18 protein-coding genes are annotated in these 19,950 nt (G+C 67.7%); 7 read left to right on the top strand and 11 right to left on the bottom strand.

The features are described 5' to 3' along the window. Positions 1–262: 262 nt before the first annotated feature. The 6 genes from ACIP0B_RS08920 to ACIP0B_RS08895 form a co-directional block, all read right to left on the bottom strand. Positions 263–508 carry a ferredoxin family protein gene (locus tag ACIP0B_RS08920; protein ID WP_400831289.1) on the bottom strand — a complete coding sequence of 82 codons (246 nt, stop codon included), beginning with the start codon at positions 506–508 and terminating at the stop codon, positions 263–265. Positions 509–533: 25 nt separating this feature from the next. Then, positions 534–2,279 carry a fumarate reductase/succinate dehydrogenase flavoprotein subunit gene (locus ACIP0B_RS08915; RefSeq protein WP_400831287.1) on the bottom strand — a complete coding sequence of 582 codons (1,746 nt, stop codon included), beginning with the start codon at positions 2,277–2,279 and terminating at the stop codon, positions 534–536. Then, positions 2,276–3,028 carry a GntR family transcriptional regulator gene (locus tag ACIP0B_RS08910; RefSeq protein WP_400831286.1) on the bottom strand — a complete coding sequence of 251 codons (753 nt, stop codon included), beginning with the start codon at positions 3,026–3,028 and terminating at the stop codon, positions 2,276–2,278. Before ACIP0B_RS08910 ends, ACIP0B_RS08915 begins: the two co-directional genes overlap by 4 nt. Positions 3,029–3,284: 256 nt before the next feature. Then, positions 3,285–4,253, bottom strand: a complete 969-nt coding sequence (locus ACIP0B_RS08905; RefSeq protein ID WP_400831284.1) for a Gfo/Idh/MocA family protein — start codon at positions 4,251–4,253, stop codon at positions 3,285–3,287. Positions 4,254–4,262: 9 nt separating this feature from the next. Then, positions 4,263–5,150 (bottom strand): Dyp-type peroxidase, encoded by an 888-nt coding sequence (locus tag ACIP0B_RS08900; RefSeq protein ID WP_400831283.1) that lies wholly within the window; start codon positions 5,148–5,150, stop codon positions 4,263–4,265. A gap of 342 nt (positions 5,151–5,492) precedes the next feature. Continuing rightward, on the bottom strand, positions 5,493–6,524 hold the full coding sequence (locus ACIP0B_RS08895; RefSeq protein WP_400831281.1) for an AraC family transcriptional regulator: 1,032 nt from the start codon (positions 6,522–6,524) through the stop codon (positions 5,493–5,495). 210 nt (positions 6,525–6,734) lie between these two features. Between ACIP0B_RS08895 and ACIP0B_RS08890 the strand changes: the two genes are divergently transcribed. The 6 genes from ACIP0B_RS08890 (at position 6,735) to ACIP0B_RS08865 (ending at position 12,991) form a co-directional block, all read left to right on the top strand. Further along, positions 6,735–7,682: a transporter gene (locus ACIP0B_RS08890; protein ID WP_400831279.1), complete on the top strand. Its 948-nt coding sequence runs from the start codon at positions 6,735–6,737 to the stop codon at positions 7,680–7,682. 198 nt (positions 7,683–7,880) lie between these two features. Then, on the top strand, positions 7,881–8,741 hold the full coding sequence (locus tag ACIP0B_RS08885; RefSeq protein ID WP_400831278.1) for a putative selenate ABC transporter substrate-binding protein: 861 nt from the start codon (positions 7,881–7,883) through the stop codon (positions 8,739–8,741). Then, positions 8,738–9,535, top strand: coding sequence for a phosphonate ABC transporter ATP-binding protein (locus tag ACIP0B_RS08880; RefSeq protein WP_400831276.1), 798 nt, complete (start codon positions 8,738–8,740; stop codon positions 9,533–9,535). The genes ACIP0B_RS08885 and ACIP0B_RS08880 overlap by 4 nt, the downstream gene beginning before the upstream one ends. Continuing rightward, positions 9,529–10,356: a PhnE/PtxC family ABC transporter permease gene (locus ACIP0B_RS08875; protein WP_400831275.1), complete on the top strand. Its 828-nt coding sequence runs from the start codon at positions 9,529–9,531 to the stop codon at positions 10,354–10,356. The genes ACIP0B_RS08880 and ACIP0B_RS08875 overlap by 7 nt, the downstream gene beginning before the upstream one ends. Continuing rightward, positions 10,353–11,120 carry a phosphonate ABC transporter, permease protein PhnE gene (gene phnE / locus ACIP0B_RS08870; RefSeq protein ID WP_400831273.1) on the top strand — a complete coding sequence of 256 codons (768 nt, stop codon included), beginning with the start codon at positions 10,353–10,355 and terminating at the stop codon, positions 11,118–11,120. The genes ACIP0B_RS08875 and phnE overlap by 4 nt, the downstream gene beginning before the upstream one ends. Positions 11,121–11,323: 203 nt before the next feature. Then, on the top strand, positions 11,324–12,991 hold the full coding sequence (locus ACIP0B_RS08865; protein ID WP_400831272.1) for an MFS transporter: 1,668 nt from the start codon (positions 11,324–11,326) through the stop codon (positions 12,989–12,991). Between the two features lie 45 nt (positions 12,992–13,036). Here the strand turns inward: ACIP0B_RS08865 and ACIP0B_RS08860 are convergent, their stop codons facing one another. The 5 genes from ACIP0B_RS08860 to ACIP0B_RS08840 form a co-directional block, all read right to left on the bottom strand. Then, entirely contained in the window at positions 13,037–13,264 is a 228-nt protein-coding gene (locus tag ACIP0B_RS08860; RefSeq protein WP_400831271.1) for a hypothetical protein, read from the bottom strand. Continuing rightward, positions 13,261–14,190, bottom strand: a complete 930-nt coding sequence (locus tag ACIP0B_RS08855; RefSeq protein WP_400831269.1) for a catalase family peroxidase — start codon at positions 14,188–14,190, stop codon at positions 13,261–13,263. The genes ACIP0B_RS08860 and ACIP0B_RS08855 overlap by 4 nt, the downstream gene beginning before the upstream one ends. A gap of 110 nt (positions 14,191–14,300) precedes the next feature. After that, complete coding sequence (locus ACIP0B_RS08850; protein WP_400831268.1) at positions 14,301–15,758, bottom strand: aldehyde dehydrogenase family protein; 1,458 nt, start codon at positions 15,756–15,758, stop codon at positions 14,301–14,303. Between the two features lie 18 nt (positions 15,759–15,776). After that, on the bottom strand, positions 15,777–17,405 hold the full coding sequence (locus ACIP0B_RS08845; RefSeq protein ID WP_400831266.1) for a GMC family oxidoreductase: 1,629 nt from the start codon (positions 17,403–17,405) through the stop codon (positions 15,777–15,779). A 116-nt stretch (positions 17,406–17,521) separates the two neighbouring features. After that, entirely contained in the window at positions 17,522–18,451 is a 930-nt protein-coding gene (locus ACIP0B_RS08840) for a LysR substrate-binding domain-containing protein (RefSeq protein WP_400831264.1), read from the bottom strand. 127 nt (positions 18,452–18,578) lie between these two features. On the opposite strand from ACIP0B_RS08840, the gene ACIP0B_RS08835 reads away from it, so the two are divergent. Beyond that, on the top strand, positions 18,579–19,523 hold the full coding sequence (locus ACIP0B_RS08835) for a LysR substrate-binding domain-containing protein (protein WP_400831262.1): 945 nt from the start codon (positions 18,579–18,581) through the stop codon (positions 19,521–19,523). Positions 19,524–19,950: the final 427 nt, after the last annotated feature.

Genomic DNA, 19,950 nt, shown 5'->3' with positions numbered 1-19,950 from the left:
TCTTGCTTCTGTCCTGCGGCGCCTTGAATGACGCCTTCGCTGGCAAGTCGAATCGTCGCACCGCAGCTCCCACAGGGGGCTTGGTGGATGCAAAAATTATGACCACTGCAAAACCCTGTGGGAGCGGGCTTGCCCGCGAAGAGGCCGGCCCAGTCACCGCAGGACATGATCAGGACTGTTGCTCCCGCAGAGGATGGGCACCACACCGATCCAATGTGGGAGCCAGCCCTGCTGGCGATGGCGTCAGTGAGCGCGCCACGGATCAGCGCAGCAGGTACGGGATCTCCACTCGCACCGCCCCGGTCGGGCAGTCCTTTTCGCAAGGCATGCAGTACCAGCACTCGTCGAAGGCCATGTAGGCCTTCTGCGTGGCCGGGTTGATCGCCAGCAGGTCCATCGGGCAGACGTCGACGCACACGGTGCAGCCCTTGTCGGCGATGCACTTGTCCTCGTCCACGGTGACGGGGGCGTTGGAGCGGAAGAAGATTTCCTGGGCTTGATGGGCCATGGTCCGGGCTCTCTTTGGGTGATGTTCAGGCGGCGCTGGCGCCGACCCGCAGGCGGTCGTAGGCCTGCATTTCAACGGCGTCGAGCGGGATGATGTAAGGCTCGACGGGCTTCTTGAAGCTGGTCATGCGCCCGTCCTCGCCCTTCTTCAGGTGGCAATGGCAGAACCAATCGCGGTCGTTGCGCTGCGGATGGTCGACCCGGTGGTGGTACAGGCCCCAACGGCTTTCGGCGCGGAACAGCGAGGCGCGGGCGGCCATTTCGGCGCAGTCGCGGATCACGCTGACTTCCATGGCGCGCATCAGCTCGTGGGCGTTGTGGGCCTTGAGTTGATCGAGGTCGCGCTCGATGTCGCCGAAGCGCTGCAGGCCGATCTCCATTTTCTTGGTCACTTTCGGCGGTTGCAGGTAGTCGTTGACGAAGCGCCGCAGCTTGTACTCGACCTGGGCCGGCGGCAGGCCGTGCTCGCGCGCAAGCGGCGCGAACACCCGCGCCCGCTCCCGCTCGACCTGTCCGGCATCCGGTGCGGTGAACCCGCGCCCTTCCACGAACTGCGCCGCGTTCTGCCCGGCGAACCAGCCGTAGGTGAAGGCGCCGAGCATGTAGTTGTGCGGCACCGCCGCCATGTCACCCGCCGAATACAGGCCCTTGACCGAGGTCTCGGCCCGCTCGTTGACCCATACGCCAGACGCCGAATGACCGCTGCAGAAGCCGATCTCCGAGATGTGCATCTCGACCATCTGCGTGCGGTAGTCGGTGCCGCGGTTGGCGTGGAACTGGCCCCGGCTCGGGCGTTCGTTGCTGTGCAGGATCTGTTCGATGTCCTGGATGGTTTCCTCCGCCAGGTGATCGAGCTTGAGGAACACCGGGCCGTTGCCGCTTTCCAGTTCCTGGTGGAACTCCCACATCATCTGCCCGCTCCAGTAGTCGCACTCGATGAAGCGCTCGCCCTTGTTGTTGGCGGTGTAGCCGCCCAAGGGGCCGGTGACGTAGGCGCAGGCCGGGCCGTTGTAGTCCTTGATCAGCGGGTTGATCTGGAAGCATTCCAGGTTCGCCAGTTCGGCCCCGGCGTGGTACGCCATGGCATAGCCGTCGCCGGCGTTGGTCGGGTTCTCGTAGGTGCCCATCAGGTAGCCGGAGGACGGCAGGCCCAGGCGCCCGGCGGCGCCGCAGGCCAGGATCACCGCCTTGGCCTTGATCACGTGGAAGTCGGCGGTGCGGCAGTCGAAGCCCATCACGCCGTTGACCGTGCCCTCCCCGTCGGTCAGCAGGCGGGTGCAGACCAGACGGTTGGTGATGCTCACCCGCGCCCGCTTCAATTGGCGGTAGAGGACTTTCTTGATGTCGTGCCCTTCCGGCATCGGCAGTACGTAGGCGCCCATGTGGTGGACTTTCTTCACGGCGTAGTCGCCGGTTTCGTCCTTCTCGAACTTCACGCCCCAGCGGTCGAGCTGCTCGATGGTCTGGAAACTGTGGGTGGCGTAGGCGTACACCGCCGCCTGGTTGACGATGCCGTCGTTGGCGACGGTGATTTCCTTGGTGTATTGCTCAGGCGTCGAGTGGCCGGGAATGACCGCGTTGTTCAGGCCGTCCATGCCCATGCTGATCGCGCCGCTGCGCTTGACGTTGGCCTTGTCCACCAGCAGCACGCGCAGGTCGCGGTTGTGCTCCTTGGCCTTGATCGCCGCCATCGGGCCGGCGGTGCCGCCGCCGATCACGACGATGTCGTATTCCTGTTCGATCGTGGTGCCTGCCGTCGAATCCTGCGTCATGTGCGTTCCCCTTTTTGCCGGTCGATCCGCAGGCGGTACTGGAACGCATCGCCGCGGTAGTAAAGGTGTTCGAAATCCAGCGGACGGCCGTCGGCATCGTGGGTCAGACGCTCGATGCGCATGATCGGCGAGCCGGCCTCGACGCCCAGCGCCTGGGTCAGGTCGTCGTCGGCCAGCACGGCGTCGATGGCCAGGTCCGCATGCCCCAGCGCCAGGCCGCAGTCGTTCTCCAGGATCAGGAAGATGTCGCGGGTCACCAGGTCGGCCTTCTCCAGGCGCTCGCCCAGGTGCTTGGGCAGATAAGTGATCTCCAGCGAGACCGGCTCGCGGTTGATCAGCCGCACGCGTTTGATCTGCGCCACGGTGTCGCCTTCGGCCACTTGCAGGCGTTCGGCGATGCGCGCGTCGGCGGCGATGAACCGGAAGCTGCGCAGGCGGTTGATCACCTCGTAGCCGCGGCCGGTCATGGATTCGGCCAGTCCTTGCAGGGTGCTGACGTTCTGGAAGGTCTTGGGCTTGGCGACGAACGTGCCCTTGCCGTGGATCTTGAAGATCAGCCCTTCCTTCTGCAGATCGCCCAGCGCCTGGCGCACGGTGATGCGGCTGACCTTGAACATCGCGCCCAGCTCGCTTTCGGAGGGCATCTGGCTGTCTTGCGGGTATTGGCCGTCGAGGATGCGCGTGCGCAGCACATCGCGCAGTTGGGTGTGCAACGGGACGCTGCCCAGGGAAAGGAGGTTGTCGGTCATCGGCGATCACTTGTCATAACGAGTTATGACGTGATCTTAGGGAAGCGGCATCGGGCTTGAGAAATATTGTTTGGGCATAACCTTAGATGCGGGGTTGCGGGCACAACTGTCTTGCCCTGCGGTGCGCTCACTGGCGTCATCGTAAGCAGGCTGGCTCCCACATTGTTCTGCAGTGATCGCCAACCTTGCAGCCGACCGAGATCCCTTGTGGGAGCCAGCCTGCTGGCGATGGCATCAGTCCGGACGCCGCAGGGCGTCACCCGCGCTTGAGGATCCGGTCCATCACCCAATCGGTCTTCAGGGCCTCGGCGGCCACCGCCGGGTGCTGCGCCTGGCCGCGGATGTGGGCGTTCATGCCCAGGACGTGATGCCACTGGATATGTTCGTGATGGGGGATGTGCAGGCTGACGTGTTCATCGGCATGCAGTTCAACCGGTTGCTCATCGAACACGGAAAAACCGATCCGCCCGCGGCTGCCGACGATCTCGACCCGGTCCTCGCGCCGATCCGCGGCAAAGCTCCAGCAGCCCATGCCCAAGGCGCCGCCGGCGAACCGCCAACTGGCGCCGACGGCATCTTCGGCCGCGTACAACCCGGCCTGGCGCGCGGTGAAACCGGCCACGTCGACGATGTCGCCGAGCAGGTACTGGAACAGGTCCAGGCCATGGCTGGCCAGGTCGGCGAAGTAGCCGCCGCCGGCCACCGCCGGGTCGGTGCGCCAGTTGTCGCCGCCCTCAAGATCTGTCTTCGACGGCGCCTTGGTCAGCGTCCAGCTCAGCAGCCGGACCTCGCCGATCCGCCCTTCGTCCAGCCATTGCCGCACCTGCCGGAAGCGCGGCAGCGAACGGCGGTAATAGGACACGAACAGGTGCAGGCCGGCGTCGGCGAACGCCTGGTGCATCTCACGGCTTTGCCCGGCGTTGAGCGCCATGGGCTTTTCCACGCAGCAATGCTTGCCGGCGGCGGCGACCTTGAGGCTGTAGGCGTGATGGCTGTCGGGAGGCGTGGCGATGTACACCGCGTCCACGTCGGGGTCGTTGATCAGGGCGTCGGCGTCGGTGTAGAACCGCCCGACGCCGTGGCGGGCGGCGTAGTCGCTGACGGCGTCGAGCCGTCGCCCCATCACCGCCACCAACGCCGAACCTGGCGCCTTGCGCAGCGCAGGCCCGCTCTTGCGTTCAGTGACGCTGCCGCAGCCGATCATGCCCCACCGCACCACGTCCATGCCGAGCCCTCAGCCGATGCGCAGGGCGCGCAGGTCGAGGCGGCCGTCCTGGAGCGGCGGGCACCAGTAGTAGCCGCCGGTGATCGGCCGGCTGATGCGGTACAGGCCGTCGGTGATGCCGTCCTCCAGGCCGCTCATGCGCCGCAGCTGCGCTTCGAAGGCGTCGAGGGAGAAGCCGAACGCGAGGAACATCAGGCCGGCGCGGTCGCCTTCGATCCACGGCATCGAACGGCGCACCACGAACGCTTCGGGCGCGAAGCTTTCCTGGGCGGTGCGTTTGACGTGGGCGGAGACCGGCGCGTCGTCGATCTCTTCGTTGTCGCTCAGGCGACGGCCCATGATGTTGTCCTTGTCGTCGGCGGACAGCGCGTGGAACCCCTTGAGGTCATGCTGCCACTGCTGGATCGCGGCGAAGCTGCCGCCGACCAGGCCCTGCGCGCCCTCGCTCACCAGCGCGGCGGCCACGGCGGCCTCGTCGTGGGGGTTTTCGGTGCCGTCCTCGTAACCGGTGAGGTCGTGGCCGCCCATGTGGCGGAAGGCTTCCTGCTTCTGCACCAGGCGCAGGGCCGGGGCCAGCGCCGCCTCGAATGCGTGGCTGCGGTTGAGCAGCTCGCCCCGGTCGGTGCCGTGCAGCCAGACCCACAGCGCGTGCTGGGTCGATGGGTTCTCCACGCCCACGCCGGTCAGCGCCGGGAAGCTGCGCAGGCCGTCGATGTCCACCTTGAGCGCCTTGGCCAGGGACTCGCCGAAACCGACCACCGCCGATTTGCCGTCCACCAGGTTCAGCAGGTTGTCGATCGCCTGAGGCAGCGCCTCGACCGATTCGAGGGCGAAAAACAGGTGGCGTGCCTGCGGCGGAACGGGGGTGGCGAGGATGCCCGGCTGGTAGTGACTCATGTGAACTCCTTGGGAAAGAGCGCGGAGTTTAACTGTAGAAAGCCCTGAGCGAGAACCCGTGGCGAGGGCGCTCGCTCCCGCCGGACTGCATAGCGATCCGGGATTCATTGCAGGTGAGGCCCAAAAGCGAGGGCTGCTGCGCACCCCAGGCCTGTCCGCAATGGTAGGGGCTGTTTCACAGCCCAGCGCGAGCAAGCTCGCTCGCCACAGGGTGTTCGGCGGAGGGGGGATTTGGACAAAAAGGGGATCTGTGGCGAGGGAGCTTGCTCCCGCTGGACTGCGAAGCAGGCCCTGGCTCTTTGGGGGCTGCGCCCCCGGCGGGAGCAAGCTCCCTCGCCACAATTAGCCGCCGTCATGGCGCCACGCGCTGGGGCTCATCCCCGTCCAGCGCTTGAACGCCCGGCGGAAGCTGCGCACGTCGCTGTAGCCGACTTCCTCGGTGATGCGTTCGATGGGCATCTGCGGGTTGGCCAGCAGGCTCATGGTGCGGGCCTGGCGCACTTGCTCCAGCAGCGCTTCGAAGGTCAGCGCGTGCTCGGTCAGGCGCCGGCGCAGGGTGCGGCTGCTCATGTTCAGGTCGCCGGCGATCTTTTCGATGTGGCTGCCCCGGCTCAGGTCCCGCGCGATCGCCCGCTCCACGGCCTGGATCAGATCCAGCTTCTGGTGCACCTGCGCCGCTTCCAGTTCCAGCAGCTTGACCGCCTGACGCAAGGCCAGCGAATGGTGGTTGGGCAGGTTCACGTCCAGCCAGCGCACGTCGAGCAGCATGCGGTTGTGCAGGCAGCCGAAGCGCACGTCCGGCCCCAGCAGGCGCCGGTATTCGTCGAGGTAATCCGGGGCCGCGTGGACGAATTCCACCGCGATGGCCTTGAAATCCTCCCCCACCAAGGCCCGTCCGTAGACCAGCAGGCTGGCGAAGAACTCCTCCACCGCGAACATCTGCACCTCGGCGAACGGCAAGCGGCACTCGGCGTTGACGGACACCTGCTCCCCCGCCACGTCCACGCTGGACACCACGATCCCGCCGGAGGTGTGCTGGTGGCGGATACCCAGGGCGAACGCGTCGCGCAGGGTCTTGCACAGCGACAGCACATGGCCCAGCAGGCCCAGCGTGCCCAGCACGTTCTGCGCCCCGACCCACAGCCCCAGCCCCTGGTTGGGCAAGGCCTTGAGCGCGCGCTGGATCATGGCCACGGCCTGGCGGTAGGAGATGCGCTGCGCCGGATCCTGCAGGTCTTCGAGGGTGAAGCCCAGGCCACGGCACAGGGTTTCCGGCTGGATGCCCTTGAGTTGCGCGACTTCGGCCAGGGTCTGCAGCAGGAACGGCGACACCAGCGCCAGTTCGTAGGTGGGGTCTTGGACTTTGACGTTCATGGGGCTGGACTTTCCGGATCGTGCTGAATTGTTATTTTTGTAACCGGTTATGTCACAGGAAGTTAGCACAGGGTCGGCGGTCTGTCCGCAGATGCCCCCCTGCGTGTCCGCCAATACCCTGCCCCGGCGTGCGCCAAAGGCTTGATCCTAGGCTGCCGGCGCCCCGTGCGGCCGCGCCGCGTCCCCATCACAATAATAACGAGGACAACCATGAGCCCTAACCGCGCGATCCGTCCCTTCCCGTTGGCCCTGATGCTGACGGTCGGCGCCCTCCCCTTGCCCGCCCTGGCCACCGAGTCCGGCGTCGACAACATCGGCCCCGGCACCGACGGTTTCTTCGTCCTGCCGCTGGACGTCGACAACCTTCCGGAAAACATGGTCGCGTTCAACCTCTACTACAACCACTACAAGGCGACCAAGCTCAACATCAGTTCCCTGGGCGGCAAGGTGCCGAACGTCGAGATCGAGTCCACCGCCGTGGTGCCGCGCCTGGATTACCTGAGCCCGGTGCGCGTGCTCGGCGGACGGCTGGCGGGCTACGTCGCCCAGCCGTGGCTGAAGCAGGAAGTGGCGGCGTTCGGCCTCAGCGACACCCGCGAAAGCATGGGCGACACCACGTTCGCCCCGATCATCCTGTGGGACATGGGCAAGAACCTCACCCTCGGCGCCGCCGTGGAGATCACCGCGCCCACCGGCGAATACGACGCCGAACGCCTGGCCAACACCAGCAACAACTTCTGGACCTACAAGCCGCTGTTCTCGTTCACCTGGCTGCCGACCGAGCGCACCGAGCTGTCGATGAAGACCACCTACAGCTTCAACGAAAAGAACAAGGACACCGACTACAAGTCCGGGCAGATCTTCCATTTCGATTATTCGGCCAGCTACCGCGTCACCGACAACCTGCGCCTGGGCGTCAACGGCTACTTCCTCAAGCAGACCACCGACGACAAACAGTTCGGCCACACCGTGCAGTTCGCCGGCGAGGACGTGAACGACGGCGTGCGCGGCAAGGTGTTCGCCATAGGTCCTGCGCTGTATTTCACCTTTCTCAAGTACGCCAGCGCGGAAATCCGCTGGGCCAAGGAGTTCGACGTGGAAAACCGCCCCGAGGGCGAAATGCTCTGGGCCAAGGTCAGCATTCCCTACGCGTTCTGAGCCGGGCCGCCGGGCTTACGGACAAGGTGTCGGCAGCAGGCGCAACAAATCGCCACACATGCCGGCCACCGACACCTGCGGCAGACTCGCCAACGTCGGCATGAGTGCGTATAACACCGCCCGTTTCGTCTAACCTGACGTTGCGCCCGGCGTCTTCGCGGGCGCTTCGATTGCGACGCTCATGAAACGGAGAATTCCATGCTCAAACGTACCCTGGCACTGACCGCTGGCCTGGCCCTGTCCCTTTCCACCCTGCTGGCGAACGCCGCCGAGGTGCTCCGGGTCAGCGCGATCCCCGATGAAGCCCCCACCGAACTGCTGCGCAAGTTCGAGCCGCTGGGCAAGTACCTGGAACAGCAACTGGGCATGGAAGTGAAGTTCGTCCCCGTGGCGGACTACCCGGCGGTGGTCGAGGCGCTGGCCACCGACCGCCTCGACATGGCTTGGCTCGGCGGTTTCACCTTCGTCCAGGCCCGCCTGAAGACCGACGCCACCACCCCGGTGATCCCGCTGGTGCAGCGCGAGCAGGACGCGCAGTTCACCAGCAAGTTCATCACCGCCGACCCTAACGTCAAGAGCCTGACCGACCTCAAGGGCAAGACCTTCGCCTTCGGTTCGGTGTCGTCCACCTCCGGCAGCCTGATGCCGCGCTATTTCATGCTCAAGGACGGCATCAAGCCTGAAACCTACTTCAGCCGCGTCGGCTACTCCGGCGCCCACGACGCCACCGTCGCCTGGGTGCAGGCCGGCAAGGTCGATGCCGGCGTGCTCAACGCCAGCGTCTGGCAGAAGCTGGTGGACGCCGGCAAGGTCGACACCGCCAAAGTGAAGGTCTTCGCCACCACCCCGGCCTACTTCGACTACAACTGGACCGTGCGCGGCACCCTCGACCCGGCCCTGGCGGCGAAGATCAAGAAAGCCTTCCTCGCCCTCGACCCGGCCAACCCCGAGCAGAAGAAGATCCTCGACCTGCAGGCCGCCAGCCGTTTCATCGAAACCAGCCCGGACAACTACAAAGGCATCGAGGAAGCCGCCCGCGCCGCCGAACTGCTGAAATGACCCTGCGCCTGACCCAGGGACGCCTGCACCACGACAACGGCGTCCACGCCCTGCAAGGCGTGGACCTGCACATCGGCGCCGGCGAGCAGGTGGCGATCATCGGCCCGTCCGGGGCCGGAAAGTCGAGCCTGCTCAACGTGCTGGCCACCGCCGTGCAGCCCAGCGGCGGCGAACTCGACGTGCTCGGCGAGCGCGCCTGGCAACTGTCCGCCGGGCAGCGCCAGCGCCTGCGCGCACGCATCGGCCTGGTGCATCAGGCGCCGCCCCTGCCGCCCCGGCAACGGGTGGTGACGGCGGTGCTGGCCGGCAAGCTCGGCCAGTGGAGCCTGGCCCGCAGCCTGGTCAGCCTGCTGCGCCCGCTGGACGTGGCCGGCGCCCGGGCGGCGCTGGCGAAACTGGATCTGGGCGACAAACTGTTCAGCCAGTGCCAGCAACTGTCCGGCGGCCAACTGCAGCGGGTCGGCATCGCCCGGGTGCTGTACCAGGCGCCGGAGGTGCTGCTGGCAGACGAGCCGGTGTCGGCGATGGATCCGGTGCTGGCCGGGCACACCCTGTCGGTGCTTTCGCGCCATGCCCGCGAGCACCGGGTCACGCTGGTGGCGAGCCTGCACGCGGTGGATCTGGCGCTGGCGCACTTCCCGCGGATCATCGGCCTGCGCGAAGGCCGGATCCTGTTCGACTGCCCCGCCGCCGAAGTCGACCGCGACCGGCTCGACGCGCTCTACGCCAATGAACAACTGCAATCCCCGCCGACACCCGTGCCGCCGCTGACCGTGCAGATCCCCCGATGCTGAACACCGATTCCCGCGACCCCGCCGCCTGGCCGCGCCTGCTGCTGACGCTGCTGGCCATCGCCCTGCTGTGGCCGGGCGTGCAGCTCAGCGAACTGGATCCCGGCGTGCTGCTGCGCGCCGACAGCCAAAGCGAGATGGGCCGGTTCGTGGCCGGTTTCTGGCCGCCGGCCCACGACGAGGCCTTCGTGCTACTGCTGCTCAAGGCCACCCTGCAGACCCTGGCCATCGCCACCGCCGGCATGACGCTCGCGCTGCTGTTGGCCGCCCCCGCCAGCCTGCTGGCCAGCCGTGCGCTGTCGCTGTCCGCCGCTTCGCGCGGCGGGCGTCCGGGCCGTTGGGGGCGCCTGTTGCGCTGGCCGGTGCGCGGCCTGCTGATCTTCCTGCGCAGCGTGCCGGAGATCGTCTGGGCCCTGCTGTTCGTGCGGGCCGTCGGGCTCGGGCCGGCGGCGGGCGTGCTGGCCATCGCGATCACCTACGCCGGGATGCTCGGCAAGGTCTACGCGGAAATCTTCGAGTCCACCGACCAGCGCCCGGCCCACGCCCTCATGCAGGCCGGCAGCGGGCGCCTGGGCGCATTCGCCTACGGCATCCTGCCCAACGTGGCGTCGGAGCTGCTGTCGTACACGGTCTACCGCTGGGAATGCGCGATCCGCGCCTCGGTGGTGATGGGGTTCGTCGGCGCCGGCGGGCTCGGCCAGCAGATCGACCTGTCGATCCGCATGTTCGCCGGCGGCGAAGTCGCCAGCATGTTGCTGACCTTCCTGCTGCTGGTGCTGGGCGCCGACCAACTGAGCCGCCTGCTGCGCGGGAGGCTGGCATGAGGCGCTTGGTCAACGCGTTGCTGATCGTGGCCATCGGGTGGGCGGTGGTCGCCTCGTTCGCCTATCTGGAACTGGACCTGGCGGAACTGGGCAGCGCCGCCAGCCTGAAACAGATGGGCGCTTACGTGCAGCGTTTCCTCAGCCCCGACCTGAGCGCCGGTTACCTGTCCGCGATCTTCCACGGTGCGCTGGAGACCCTGGCCATGTCGGCCCTGGGCACCCTGCTCGCCGCCGGCCTGGGGCTGGTGCTGGCGCTGCCCGCCGCCGGGCGTTTCGGTTGGCCGGCGCAAAGCGTCGCGCGCCTGCTGCTCAATGCCCTGCGGGCGATTCCCGAACTGGTCTGGGCGGCGCTGATGGTGCTGGCCGCCGGCCTCGGCCCGAACGCCGGCACCCTCGCCCTCGCCCTGCACACCACCGGCGTGCTCGGCCGGCTGTTCGCCGAAGCGCTGGAGAACACCCCGCCGGAACCGGCCGAAGCCCTGCGCCGGCAAGGCGCCAACCCGGTGCTCGCGTTCTGCTACGGCACCTTGCCGAACCTGGCGCCGCAACTGATCGCCTACTGCCTGTACCGCTGGGAAAACAACATCCGCATGGCCAGCGTGCTGGGCTTCGTCGGCGCCGGCGGCCTGGGGCAGATGCTGTACGTGAGCCTCAGCCTGTTCCAGGAAGCCCAGGCCAGCACGGTGATCCTGGCGATGCTGGCGCTGGTGTTCGCCGTGGATTCGCTGAGCGCGTGGAGCCGCCAGCGCTGGGTCAAGGCCTGACGCCCGGGGCTCGCCTTCCCGTGATGGCGAGTGGATATCTGCGCGAAGCTGATTATGCTCAAGGAAACCTCGCCGCGAGGCGAGGCTTTCCATCTGTCCACGCAGCATGCAAGCGCTTATCCGATTCAAGCCCCAGGGCCCGGGTACGAAAACGTTGAAGAGGTGCTCCGGCCTGACAACAAAAAGCACGACGGAGAAGACCCATGGCGGCAATCGACGACAGCAGCACAACGCGTCAGGGCATCACCAAGGAGGAGCGCAAGGTCATCTTCGCCTCGTCCCTGGGCACGGTGTTCGAGTGGTACGACTTTTACCTCTACGGCTCATTGGCCGCGATCATCGCCAAGCACTTCTTCGCCGGCGTCAACGAGACCACCGCGTTCATCTTCGCCCTCCTCGCGTTCGCCGCCGGCTTCGCCGTGCGCCCCTTCGGCGCCATCGTGTTCGGCCGGCTCGGCGACATGATCGGCCGCAAGCACACGTTCCTGATCACCATCGTGATCATGGGCGTCTCCACGGCCGTGGTGGGCCTGCTGCCCGGCTACGCGTCCATCGGCGTGGCGGCGCCGATCATCCTGATCAGCCTGCGCCTGCTGCAAGGCCTGGCGCTGGGCGGCGAATACGGCGGCGCGGCCACCTACGTGGCCGAACATGCGCCGAAAGGCAAGCGCGGCTTCTTCACCTCGTGGATCCAGACCACCGCGACCCTGGGCCTGTTCCTCTCGCTGCTGGTGATCCTCGCCTGCCGCACCGCCCTGGGCACCGAAGCCTTCGAGGCGTGGGGCTGGCGGATCCCGTTCCTGCTGTCGATCCTGCTGCTGATCATCTCGGTGTACATCCGCCTGCAACTGAGCGAGTCGCCGGTGTTCCAGAAGATGAAGGCCGAAGGCAAGGCGTCGAAGGCGCCGCTGACCGAATCCTTCGCCCGTTGGGAAAACCTCAAGGTGGTGATCATGTCGCTGCTCGGCGGCACCGCCGGGCAAGCGGTGGTCTGGTACACCGGGCAGTTCTACGCGCTGTTCTTCCTGTTGCAGACGCTCAAGATCGACCCGCAGACCGCCAACCTGCTGATCGCCGGCTCGCTGCTGATCGGCACGCCGTTCTTCGTGATCTTCGGCAGCCTGTCCGACCGCATCGGCCGCAAGGGCATCATCATGGCCGGCTGCATCCTGGCGGCACTGACCTATTTCCCGATCTTCCACGCGCTGACCCAGTACGGTAACCCGGACGTCTTCGCCGCCCAGGCGAAGAACCCGGTGACGGTGATCGCCGACCCCGGCCAGTGCTCGTTCCAGTTCGACCCGGTGGGCAAGGCGCGCTTCACCAGCTCCTGCGACCTGGCCAAGACCGTGCTGGCCAAACGGGCGATTCCGTACAACAACGAGAAGGCCGAACCGGGCACCGTGGCCCAGGTGAAGATCGGCGACAAGGTCATCCAGAGCTTCGAAGGCGGCAACCTGCCCGCCGCCGACTTCAAGACCCAAAACGACGCCTTCACCGCCAGCCTGGGCGCCGCGCTCAAGGACGCCGGCTACCCGGAGAAAGCCGACCCGGCCAAGACCAACTACCCGATGGTGCTGCTCCTGCTGACGGTTCTGGTGATCTACGTGACCATGGTCTACGGCCCCATCGCCGCGTGGCTGGTGGAGCTGTTCCCGGCGCGGATCCGCTACACCTCGATGTCGCTGCCCTACCACATCGGCAACGGCTGGTTCGGCGGTTTCCTGCCGACGGTGGCGTTCGCCATGGTCGCGGCCACGGGCGACATCTACTACGGCCTGTGGTATCCGATCGTGATCGCGGTGATGACCGCCGTCCTCGGCATCTTCTTCATGCCGGAAACCAAGGACCGCGAGATCCATCACAGCTGAACCCGACGCCTGCCCGCTCCCGCCGGGAACGGGCAGGCGCCGTGCCTAACGCAGCAGCCAGCGGGCCATCAACCGGTGGCTGCGGGGCACCAGCCAATAGACCATGTTGAAGGAGATCAGCCCGGCGACGATGGCCTTGAACAGCCAGCCCGGCACCTGCAGGTTCCCCATCTCCAAGACCGCCGCCAGCGCCCAGGGCATGGACACCGACAGCGGCCACACGATCAGCCACGACAGCAGCCATTGCTTCCAGCGCGCCGCCTCCACGCTCATGGCTGCTGCCGGCGCAGCACGGCGCGCCGGTAGATCCGGTCGCGTGCCACGATCATCGGATCGGCGCTGGCCGCAATGCCGTCCGTCAAGCGTCCGGGGCTGAAGTCCAGACGCTGTTGGGCGGTTTGCTGCTCGCCGGCGGGCAGCAGCGCATCGAGGGTGAAACGGCCCAGCTCGACCTCACGGCGGCTCCTGGGCCAGGGCAGCGAACCGTCGGCCACTGCGTCCCCCGGCGCCGCCAGCTGGGCGATCAGTCGCAGGGGCACCGGCCCCTTGGCCAGCCGCGCCGCCAGTTCGTCCTGCAAGTAGTCCGCCGGCCTCGCGGCGGCTTCGGCGTCGCTCAGGGTCGGCTCCGGCGCCAGCGGTTCGATGCGGTAACGAACGGCCTGCTCCTTGCCCTGACGGTTGCTGAACACCAGCGCGTTGACGCCGAAGTAGTCGATGCCCACGAAACTCGACGGTGCAGGCTTGGGCGCCTCCAGAAACTGCCGGGCCCTGGGGTGGTCCGCCAGAAAGGCTTGCAGCGGTGCTGGATCCGCCGGGGCGGCGACGTTGGCGGCGATGCCCTGCAAGAACCCCAGGAAGTCTTCGGGCGTGGCCACCGGGAAGCCGTCGAACGAATGGCTCACGATGTCCGTGAACGTCCCGTCCGAAAGGCTGAAGCGCACCGCCAGCCCCCGTGGGCTGGCCAGCGGGTCGCCGTCCGCCGTCGCCGGCACGCCGCTGAAGTTGGAGAACCGCAGCACCACCGGCACCGCCTGGCCCTGCCAATGTTCGGCGCGGCTCAGGCCCGCCGCAGCCGCCGAGGCGACGAAAGTGCCGCTCACCAGCACGCCTTTGGCGTGGGTCGCGCGAAAGCCGGGGTGATGGCCGAAGGTCGCGTGCAGCGCATCGAGCAAGGCGTCATAGAGTGTGTCCTCAAGCACTGAGGCGCTCCTTGTGGCGGACGGAGACAGGTCGGCGGCAAAGGCCGGGGATGCGGCCAGCGCCCCCGCCAGCAGCGCGACAAGAACGGGTCGGGTCGCTCGCATCGGGTTCACGCCTCACGCCGGCCAGGGTTGAGGGCGATGTGCTTGTACTCGACGAAATCGTCCAGCGCCGCCACACCGTTCAGGCGCCCCTGCCCCGACTGCTTGAAGCCGCCCTCCTCGAACTCGTCGTAGACCACCGCCCAGTCGTTGACCCACACGGTGCCGGCCTCCAGTTCACGGGCCACCCGCAGCGAACGGTCGCCGTCCCGGGTCCAGACGCTGGCCGCCAGGCCGAACTCGCTGCGGTTGGCCAGTTCGATAGCCTCGGCCTCGCTGTCGAACACCTGCAAGGTCAGCACCGGGCCGAAGGTCTCCTGCCGGACGATGGCCAGGTCCGGGTCGCTGACCCGCAGCAGCGTCGGGCGGTAGAACGCGCCCCGGGCCAGCGGCCCCTCGGTGACCGGGCCGCCGCGCACGATCACCTGCGCCCCGGCGGCAATCGCGTCCTCCACCGCCCGGTCGACCCGCTGCACGTTGGCCTTGTCGATCAACGGCCCCATGTCGCTGGCCGGATCCGCCGACGGCCCGACCCGCACCGCGCTCAAGCGTTCGGCCAGACGTTCGGTCAGCGCCGTGGCGATGTCCCGCTGCACCAGCAGGCGCGAGCCGGTCATGCAGAACTGCCCGGCGAACACGGTCAGGGCCTTGACCAGCACCGGCACGACGGTCTCAAGGTCGGCATCGTCGAACACCAGCATCGGCGTCTTGCCGCCCAGTTCCAGCCCGAAGCGCTTGAGGTGCCGGGCCCCGGCGGCCGAGATCGCCCGGCCGGTGCCGGTGCTGCCGGTGAAGCTGATCACCGGCACGTCGGGCGACTCCACCAGGTGGATCGAGCCGGCCGCGCCCTGCTCGCTGAACAGGTTCACCGCGCCACGGGGCAACGACGGCGCTTCGCTGAGGATCCTCGCCACCAACGCGTTGGTCTGGGCCGTTTGCCCCGGCATCTTGACCACGGCGGTGCAGCCGGCGGCCAGCGCCGGGGCGAGCGAGCGGATCATCAGCACCACCGGCGAATTCCACGGCACGATGATCCCCGCCACGCCCACCGCCTGACGCAGCACCAGCGAGATCCGCCCCGGCTTCGGCTCGGCGGCGCGGCCGTATTCGGTGCGGGCCAGGCCTGCGTAGTAGCGCAGCTTGGACGGCACCATGGCGACCTCGAAGCCGGCCTCGGGACGGATCTTGCCGTTCTCCAGCGCCAGCGTGTCGATCAGCGCTTCGGCGTTGCGCTCGAAGGCGTCCGCCAGTTCCAGCAAGGCGCGGGCACGCCAGGCGCGGTCGTCCTTCCACGGGGTGTCACGGAACGTCCGGCGGGCCGCCGCGATGCCCAGTTGCGCTTCGGCCAGGCCGCCTTCGGCATAGCGGCCGATGCGCTCGCCGGTGGCCGGGTCGAGGGAGTCGTGGTGAACGCCGGAGTCCAGCCAGAGGCCGTCGATCCAGTTCAAGACCGGGGTGTTGTTCATGGGTAAGGCTCCTTGGGATCAGGCGTAGAGGCCGGCGATGTGTTCGGCGGTGGCGATCACGGTCACGTTGGTGGCGACCGAAGGCACGTCAGGGAAGATCGACGCATCGACCACCCGCAGCCCTTGCGTGCCGATCACCCGCGCTTGCAGGTCGACCACGGCATGGGCGTCCCCCGGCCGGCCCATGGGGGCGGTGGAGGTCGGGTGGTGATAGGTGTCGAGGGTGGCGCGGGCGCTGGCCAGCAAGGCCTCGTCGGAATCGTTGCCCGGCCCCGGGTTGAGCTCGGCATGGATCAGCCCGGCCAGCGGCGCGGTGGCGCCGATCCGCCGCGCCAGGCGGATGCCGTCCAGCAGGCGCCGGCGGTCGGCAGGCTCGGCGAGGAAGTTCAGGTCGATGTCCGGCGCGGCGAACGGATCGCGGCTGGCCAGTTTCAGCCGGCCCCGCGACTGCGGCCGGGTCAAGGCCACCGCGAGCACGAAGCCGACCTGGGTCGGGCTCTGCTCATGAGGGAACAGGTGGGTGGCGGTGATGTGCAGATCCAGCTCGCCGGGTGCGGCGCTGCGGCTGTGGGTCCACAGCTTGGCGCCGATGGCCGGCGACTGACGGCCGATCAGGTCCGGTTTGGCGGCGTAGGCGTTGTAGTAGAACGGATGATCCACGAGCCGCTGCCCCACCGGCAGCTCGGCCACCTGGGGAATCTGCAGGGCGCGCAGGTCGTCGCCGGGGCCGATGCCGGAGCGCAGCAGGATCGCCGCGCTGCCGTAGGTGCCCGCCGACAGGATCACCTCCCCGGCCAGCAGGCGCTCGCCGTCGGCCAGTTGCACGCCGGTCGCCCGCGTCCCCTCGAACAGCACTTTGTCCACCAGGCTGTCGGCGCGGATCTGCAGGTTCCTGCGGGCCCGCACCTCGTCGGTGAGGTAGGCCATGCCGGTGTTGACCCGCACGCCATCGACGATGTTCATCGGGTACGGGCCGACGCCGTTGGCCTGGGCGCCGTCAAAGTCATCGACCATGCGGTAGCCGTTGGCGACCGTGGCGTAGATGAACGCCTTCTGCATCGGCGTGACGTCGGCGGTGGAGAGCTGACGCACCGGCAAGGGCCCGTCATGGCCGTGGAGCGCGCTGGCGCCGCCGCTGTGGCGTTCCAGTTTCTTGAACGCCGGCAGCAGCTCTTCAAAGCTCCAGCCCGGCAGGTTCCAGCGTCGGAAATCCTCGCGGCGGGCACGGATCGCCACCGCGCCGTTGATCGCCGAGCTGCCGCCCAGCACTTTGCCGCGCAGGGCGCCGATGGGATGCCCGACATACCCCGGCCGGGACGTATAGCCCCACTCGAACTCGCGATTGCCGTTGGCGCCGACGATGTCGCTGCTGGCCACGGTCGCGGGATAACGGTCCGGCGCATAGCTGTGCCCCGCCTCCAGCAACAGCACCCGCCGCTGGCCGTTTTCGCTCAGGCGCCGGGCCAGCACCGCGCCGGCCGAACCGGCGCCGACGATGATCACATCGACCGCTGCGCGCGCATCGGCCTTGGGGTTGTCGGCGGACTCCAGCGCCTGGGCCAGACCGCCCGCCGCCAGCGTGGCCGCCGCCACGACGCCACCGGCCAGCACGGTGCGGCGGGCAGGATTATCAAGGGTATCGTTCATTGCGTTTCTTCCCTGTCAGGCGTCGAAGCGCGCCTGTCGCCCGCCAGCTTAGGGAAGGCCCGGCAGGCCCATAAGCCGCAGAAAAACGAATCGCGGTTTCGTTTTTCCCGAACGTTTCAGCGGCGGGCGGCCGCGTGATCCGCCAGCATCCGCTCCCACGGCGGCGGGTTGCCGAGCCGCTCGCCGAGGAAGTCGGCCAGGGCTTGCAGCTTGGGCGACGCCCGTTGGGATCTTCGGTACACCATGGAAATGTTGCCACCGCGCGGCGCATGGGGCGCCAGCACTTCCACCAGTTCGCCGGAGACGATGTCGGGGGCGACGAGAAAGGTCGGCAGGATGGTCAGGCCCAACCCCGCCCTGGCCGCTTCCATCAGTTGATGGCCGCTGTTGGTGCGCATCCGGCCGCGCACCCGGAACGACTCCAGCCCACCGTTCACCGGCAGCGTCCACATGCCGTGGGGCTCGCGGTTCACGTAGTGGATCGCGAAATGCCCGACCAGCGCCTGCGGGGTCTGCGGCGTGCCGTGGGCAGCAAGGTACGCGGGGCTCGCGCAGATGATGTGGCGGTTGGCGGTGATGGTCTTGGCCACCAGCGAGGAGTCCGGCAACTCGCCGATGCGGATCGCCGCGTCGTAGCGTTCCTCGTGCAGGTTGACCCGGCGGTCGTCGACCTCGACGTCCAGCCGCAGCTGCGGATAGCGCGCCGCGAAGTCCGCCAGCACCGGCGCCAGGTAGCGCACGCTGAAGGCCATCGGCGCCGCCAGGCGCAGGCTGCCGCTGACGCTGGCGCCGAACGCCTGCACCGCCTCTTCGGCCTCATCGACTTCGGCCAGGATCCGTTGGCAATAGCGGTAGAACACTTCGCCGGACTCGGTCAGCCGGGCCTGCCGCCCACGTTCCAGCAAGGTGCTGCCCAGGCGCTTCTCCAACTGCGCCATGCGTTGGCTGACCATGGACTTGGCGGCGCCCAGCTGCCGGGCGGCTTCGGACATGCTGCCGGTGTCCACCACCGTGACGAACGCTTGCATCTCGTTGAGTTTGTTCAAGGCCGGCCTCCAAAAGCCGCCCATCCTGCGGCTCGGCCGGCACGCCCGCCAGAGGCGAAAAACGGTCCGCTGCGTCCCACACGGCGAACCTTTGCGCTTGTATAGTGGGCGTCCCTGAACCGAGCGAATGTCCCCCGTGCTGGACCTCAATGACCTTCAGTATTTCGTAATGGTGGTGGACCACGGCGGCTTCGCCCCGACGGCGCGGGCCCTGGGCATTCCCAAGTCCAACCTGAGCCGGCGCATCGCGCTGCTGGAAGAGCGCCTGGGCGTGCGCCTGATCACCCGCAACAGCCGTCACTTCACCGTGACGGAACTGGGCCAGACCTACTACGCCCGTTGCCGCGCCATGCTCAAGGAAGCGGAAGCCGCCGAGGCCGCCGTGGCCCTGACCCACGCCGAAGCCGGCGGCGTGCTGCGCGTCACCTGCCCGACCACGCTGCTGGAAGAATGCGTCGGCGCCCTCATCACCCGTTTCATGGCCGAGCACCCGCGGGTGGAGGTGCACCTGGACGCCTGCGACCGTCAGGTGGACGTGGTCGCCGAGGGCGTCGACCTGGCCCTGCGGGTGCGCCCGCCGCCCCTTCAGGATTCGGACCTGGTCAGCCGGGTGCTGTCGCAACGGCCGCAATGCCTGGTGGCCAGCCCGGCGCTGCTCAAGCGCCTGGGCGAGCCACAGGAGCCGCAGGATCTGGCGCGTTTCCCCAGCGTCCACCATGGCAGCCCGCAGCGCGACTACAGCTGGACGCTGTTCCACCAGGACGGCGAGGAGTTCACCCTCGCGCACCGCCCGCAACTGATCACCAAAGGCCTGCCGATGCTGCGCTGCGCGGCCATCGACAGCATCGGCGTGGCGCAGATGCCGATGTCGCTGGTGCATGACTTCATCGAACGCGGGCAACTGGCCGTGGTGCTGCCGGACTGGGCGCCGCGCACGGAAATGATCTACGCGGTGTTCGCGACCCGTCAGGGCATGCTGCCGTCGCTGCGCAAGCTGATCGACTTTCTGGTGGAGCAATTCAGCCTGTTGGACGACCCGATGCGGGGCATGCGCGCCCTGCCGCCGGTGTGAGCGCAACGGAAAACGTCTGAATCGGGACGGCGTTATTTCGAATGGTTCCACGGGGTCGGGACACCCGCCCTCGCTACCCTTTTCTTGTTCAGAATCAAGCCGTTGAGACCCCGCCTCCGGCTGCGCTGGCTCCGTCGGCCAGACAACGTGACCCACCGGTCACTACCGTTCAGCGCTTTTTCTGGCAGGCGCCCGCAATCGGATCTAGGGTTGCGTGGCCAGCGATATGCCAGCACGTCGGCCACCGTCCACCGGACGCACGCCAGGAGCAGCACTGGAAAGGAAAACAGGGATGTCTCTTGTGCCTGCGCAAGTACGCGCAGGCTCGCGGACCGTTCGAGCGATCCCTGTGGTTCGTGGCTTTCTATCAAGGACAGAAAGATGACCGACGCACAGGCGCGCTCCACCCCCTTATCGCTGCGACACC

It is taken from the genome of Pseudomonas sp. NPDC089534, from assembly GCF_044749305.1.
Taxonomy (GTDB): domain Bacteria; phylum Pseudomonadota; class Gammaproteobacteria; order Pseudomonadales; family Pseudomonadaceae; genus Aquipseudomonas; species Aquipseudomonas ekonensis.
The sequence above is the reverse complement of the archived record's forward strand: the minus strand, read 5'-3'. Positions and strand labels throughout refer to the sequence as shown.